This window comes from Streptomyces iranensis (assembly GCF_017874715.1).
In the GTDB taxonomy this organism is placed as follows: Bacteria; Actinomycetota; Actinomycetes; order Streptomycetales; family Streptomycetaceae; genus Streptomyces; species Streptomyces iranensis.
Genome location: NZ_JAGGLR010000005.1, coordinates 191,473 through 196,535, shown reverse-complemented (window position 1 = coordinate 196,535; position 5,063 = coordinate 191,473). Strand labels below are relative to the sequence as shown.

The following is a 5,063-nucleotide window of genomic DNA, read 5'->3' as shown; positions in this document are numbered from 1 at the left end:
GGTCGCTCCTCGGGCGGTGGGTCGGCCGGGTGGTGTCAGGAGATGCCGAAGTTGTCCTGCAGGTAACGGAACATCTCCTCGTCGCCGGCCCCGTCCGGGATCACGTCGGCCGCCTCGCCGCCGGGGGCTGCGGCGGTCCAGTTGGCCACCAGGGCGGTCAGGCGGGCGGTGACCCGGGCCCTCGCCTCGACGGTGAAGGCAGTGGTGTTCAATCCGGCTTCCAGCCGGTCCAGTTCGGCGAAGGTGGCCACCGGCACGCCGGTGTCGTCCGTCGGCGCGAGTTCGGAGCGCAGTCGGCGGGCGAGGTCCTCCGGGGTCGGGTGCTCGAAGACCACGGTGGTCGGCAGCCGCAGTCCGGTAGCGGCGTTGAGGCCGTTGCGCAGTTCGACGGACATCAGCGAGTCGAAGCCCAGGCCGCGGAAGCTGCAGTCGGCCTCGACCGCTTCCGGTTCCGGCTGGTGCAGCACGCCGGCGGCGCGTTCGCGCACCAGGTCGAGCAGGATGTCCTCCTGCTCGGCCGGGGAGTGCCCGGCCAGCCGTTCCCGCAGCGGCGCCGCCCGGTCCGGCTCGTCGGTGCCAAGGCCGCGGGCGAAGTCCGCGACGAGCGGGCTCGGCCGTAGGGCCGTGAACGCGGGGATGAAAAGCGACCAGTCCAGGTCCGCCACCACCGACGTCGGCGTGCCGTCCGCGACAGCCCGGCTCAGCGCGGTGATCGCCGGGCCGGGGGGCATGGCCCTGACCCCGAGCCGGTGGAACAGCTCCCGGAGTTCGTCCGGGGTGTCCGACAGACCGGTCTCGGTCCAGCCGCCCCAGGCGATCGACGTGGCCGGCCGTCCGGCGGCCATGCGCCGTTCCGCCAGGGCGTCGAGATGGGCGTTGGCCGCGCTGTAGGCGCAGTGGCCGCCCCCGCCCAGTACGCCGGAGAGCGATGCCATCAGGACGAAGGCGTCCAGCGGGGTGTCGGCGAGCAGGGCGTCCAGGTTGGCCGCGCCCACGGCCTTGCCGGTGACCACCTCGGCGAACTCCGCGACCGTCGTCTCCGAGGCCGGCGCATGGTCGCCGCTCACGGCGGCGGAGTGCACCACCGCGCGCAGCGGTGTCTCCCCGGGGATGCGGGCGAGCACCTCGGCGAGCCCGGCGAGGTCGGCCGTGTCGCAGGCTTCGAACGCGACCGTGGCTCCGGACTCGGCCAGTTCGGCGGCCAGTTCGGCGGCACCCGGGGCCTCGGCCCCCCTGCGGCTGAGCAACACCACGTGCCGGGCGCCGTTGCGGGCCGCCCACCGGGCGACGTGTGAGCCCAGCGCGCCGGTGCCGCCGGTGACCAGGACGGTGTCCCGTGGCCGCCACGGCTCGCCGTCGCGCTCCGGGGCACCGGCCCTGACCAGTCTGCGGGCCATCGCGCCCGACGCGGTCAGCGCGATCTGGTCCTCACCGGTCCCGCCCGCCAGGACTGCGTTCAGCCGTGCCTCGGCGGCGGGGTCGGGCGCGGCGGGCAGATCGACCAGGCCCGCCCACAGCCTCGGGTGCTCCTGCGCGACCGCGAGTCCAAGTCCCCAGATCTGCGCCTGGGCGGGGCTGGGCGCCCGGCCGGTGGCGGACGTCGCGCCCCAGGTCAGACACCACAGTTTCGCCGTGCTCCTGGCCTCCGCCGTCATGGCCTGCACCAGGGCCAGCGTCAGCGCCACTCCGGTGGGGAGCGCGGGGTGGTCCGGGTGCGGTTCCTCGGCCAGGGCCAGCAGTGACACCACCCCGGCGACCGGCTGGGAGCCGCCGAGCGCGTCCCGCAGCGGTTCGGCGATCCGCCGGCGGTTCGCGTCGTACGCCGACAGCGTCACCGTCGTGACCTCCGCGCCGCCGTCCTCCAGGCGGGCGAGCACGGCTCGGACCCGTTCGTCCTGCTCGTGCGCCTCCGGTACGACGATCACCCAGGTGCCCTGCGGGGCCTGTGTCCCGGTCGACGCCAGTGGCGTCCAGGCGATCCGGTACCGCCAGGAGTCCACGGCTGCCCGTTCCTGGGCCTGCCGGCGCCAGCCGGCGATGGCGGGCAGGGCCGCCTCCAGCGGGGTGTCCCCCGTGACGCCGAGCAGCCGGGTCAGCGCGTGCAGGTCGCCGCGGTCCACGGGGTCCCAGAACGGCCGGGCCGCCGCTTCCGCCGTCAGCGCCGCGGGCGCGGTCTCCTTCCGTTCGCGCTCGTTCCGTTCGCGCTCGCCGGCCAACCAGTAGCGCTTGCGCTGGAAGGCGTAGGTGGGCAGGTCGACGACCTCGGCGTCGGTGAAGGCGGCGCGCCAGTCGAGGGCGCCCCCGCGCACATGGACCTCGGCGACGGCGGACAGGAACTGCTCCCGGCCGCCGTGGCCGCGCCGCAGCGTGCCGACGACGGCGGCATCCCGGCCGGACTCGTCGATCAGGTCCTGTATGCCCATCGTCAGCACGGGCTGCGGGCCGACATCCACGAACAGGCCGTGTCCATCGTCGAGCAGGGCGCGTACGGCGGTGTCCAGCCTGACGGTTCGGCGCAGGTTGCGGAACCAGTAGCCGGCGTCGAGGCCCGATGTGTCCTGCCGGCCGCCGGTGACCGTGGAGTAGAACGGGATCTCGGCCGTACCGCGCGGTGCGATGCCCGCGAGGGACGCCTCGATCTCCTCCCGGAGCAGGTCGGCGTGGCCCGAGTGCGCAGCGAAGTCCACTCCCGGGACGCGCCAGCGCAGCATGCCCCGGCGGGAGAGTTCGCGCTCGAACTCGTCCAGGGCGTCGGCGTCGCCGGAGACCGTCACGGCCGTCGGCCCGTTGACCGCCGCGACCCACAGGTGCTCGCGCCACGGCTCCAGCAGCTCCGCCGTCTCGGTGGCCGACGCCACCGTGGAGAGCATCCCGCCGAGGCCGCACAGCCGCCGTAATGACTTACTGCGCAGGGCGACCACGCGCGCCGCGTCCCGCAGGGACAGCGCCCCCGACACGCATGCGGCCGCGATCTCGCCCTGGGAGTGCCCGACCACGGCCGCGGGCGTCACCCCGTACGACAGCCACAGGCCCGCCAGCGACACCATCGTCGCGAACAGGACCGGCTGGAGCACATCCACCCGGTCGAGTCCCGGCGCGCCGTCGGCACCCCGCACCACGTCGAGCAGCGACCAGTCGACGTACTCGCCGACCGCGGTGGCGCACTCGGCCATCCGGGCGGCGAACACCGGTTCCGTGTCCAGCAGTTCGCGGGCCATCCCGTCCCACTCCGTGCCCTGGCCGGGAAAGACCAAGACCGGCCGCCGCGCCGCCTCCGCCCGGCGCCCCCGGATGAGGTGAACGCCCTGCCGGGACTCCTCGGCGAGCGCGCCCAGACTGTCCAGGAGGGACGTCCGGTCGTTTCCGAGTACGACGGCACGGTGGTCGTGGGCCGTGCGGGTCACCGCGAGCGAGTAGCCGACGTCGGCCGGGTGCCGGTCGTGTTCGAGTACGTGCGCGCGCAGACGCTCGGCCTGGGCGCGCAGTCCCTCCGGTGAACGGGCCGAAAGCAGCCAGGGCACGACGACGTGCGGTGTGCGGCGTCGCTCGGCGGGGGGCGGCGGCGCCTGTCCGAGCACGGAGGCTGGTGGCGCCTGTTCGAGTACGGTCGTCGGCGGCGCCTCTTCGAGCACGACATGGGCGTTGGTGCCGCTCACCCCGAACGACGAGACTCCCACCCGCCGTGGCCGGTCCGTCTCCGGCCAGGCCCGTGAGGCGGTGAGCAGTCGGACCGCGCCGCCCGACCAGTCCACCTGGTCGCTGGGTTCGTCCACGTGCAGGGTGCCGGGCAGCACTCCGTGCCGCATCGCGAGCACCATCTTGATCACGCCGGCCACGCCTGCCGCCGCCTGCGTGTGGCCGAGGTTCGACTTGACCGACCCCAGCCACAGTGGCCGTTCGGCCGGCCGGTCGCGGCCGTACGTGGCCAGCAGCGAGCGCGCCTCGACGGGGTCGCCGAGCCTGGTACCCGTGCCGTGCCCCTCCACCGTGTCGACGTCGTCCATGGAGAGTCCGGCCGCGGCCACCGCCGCCTCGATGACCTGTTGCTGCGCCGTCCCGTTCGGGGCGGTGAGGCCGTTGGACGCGCCGTCGGAGTTGACCGAGGAGCCGCGCAGGACGGCCAGTACCCGATGTCCGTTGCGTTGCGCGTCCGAGAGCCGTTCCACCAGCAGCGCGCCGACCCCTTCGCTCCAGCCGGTTCCGTCGGCCGCGGCAGCATAGGACTTGCAGCGCCCGTCCGGCGCGAGGCCGCCGTGCTGGGCGAACACGTCGAAGATGGACGGGGTGCACATCACCGACACCCCGCCGGCCAGCGCCAGATCACACTCGCCCGAGCGCAGGGACTGTGCCGCCAGGTGCAAAGCGACCAGGGACGAGGAACAGGCGGTGTCCACGGTCATCGAGGGGCCGCGCAGACCGAAGGTGTAGGAGATGCGCCCCGAGACGACACTGCCCGAGGCCCCGGTGATGAGGTGCCCGGTGAGATCGGTCGGTATGGGGACCGCGGAGAGGGCGTAGTCCGAGCCCATCGTCCCGGCGAACACCCCGGTGCGGCTGCCCCGCAGCGACTCGGGGTCGATCCCGGCCCGTTCGAAGGTCTCCCAGGCGATCTCCAGCAGCAGCCGCTGCTGCGGATCCGTCGCGAGCGCCTCGCGCGGTGCGATGCCGAAGAAACCGGCGTCGAACTCGTCGGCACCGGCCAGGAACCCACCGCGGCGGACGGGGACGGCCGCGGGTTCACCGGGCAGTACGACGGCGTCCGGAGACGCGAGCGGCCAGCCGCGGTCGGTCGGGAAGTCCGACACGACGTCCCGGCCCTCGGTCACCAGTCGCCACAGGTCTTCCGGTGAATCCACCCCGCCGGGGAAGCGGCACCCCATCCCGATGATCGCGATCGGCTCGCGCCCGCGTTCCTCGGTCGCCCGGAGGCGTTCGGTGGTCAGGTCGAGTTCCGTGGTGACCCGCTTGAGGTAGTCGAGCAGCTTGTCGTTGCCCACCATCCGAGTCCTCCTGGAAGTCGCACAAGGTACCCCGCAAGCAGAAAAGCAATCCCGCGCAAGTAG

The 5,063-nt window shown here is 73.7% G+C and carries 1 protein-coding gene; it reads right to left on the bottom strand.

Annotated features, from left to right (window positions below):
• Positions 1 to 35: 35 nt before the first annotated feature.
• Positions 36 to 4,997 carry a type I polyketide synthase gene (locus J2Z30_RS11000; RefSeq protein ID WP_372453267.1) on the bottom strand — a complete coding sequence of 1,654 codons (4,962 nt, stop codon included), beginning with the start codon at positions 4,995 to 4,997 and terminating at the stop codon, positions 36 to 38.
• Positions 4,998 to 5,063 lie beyond the last annotated feature (66 nt).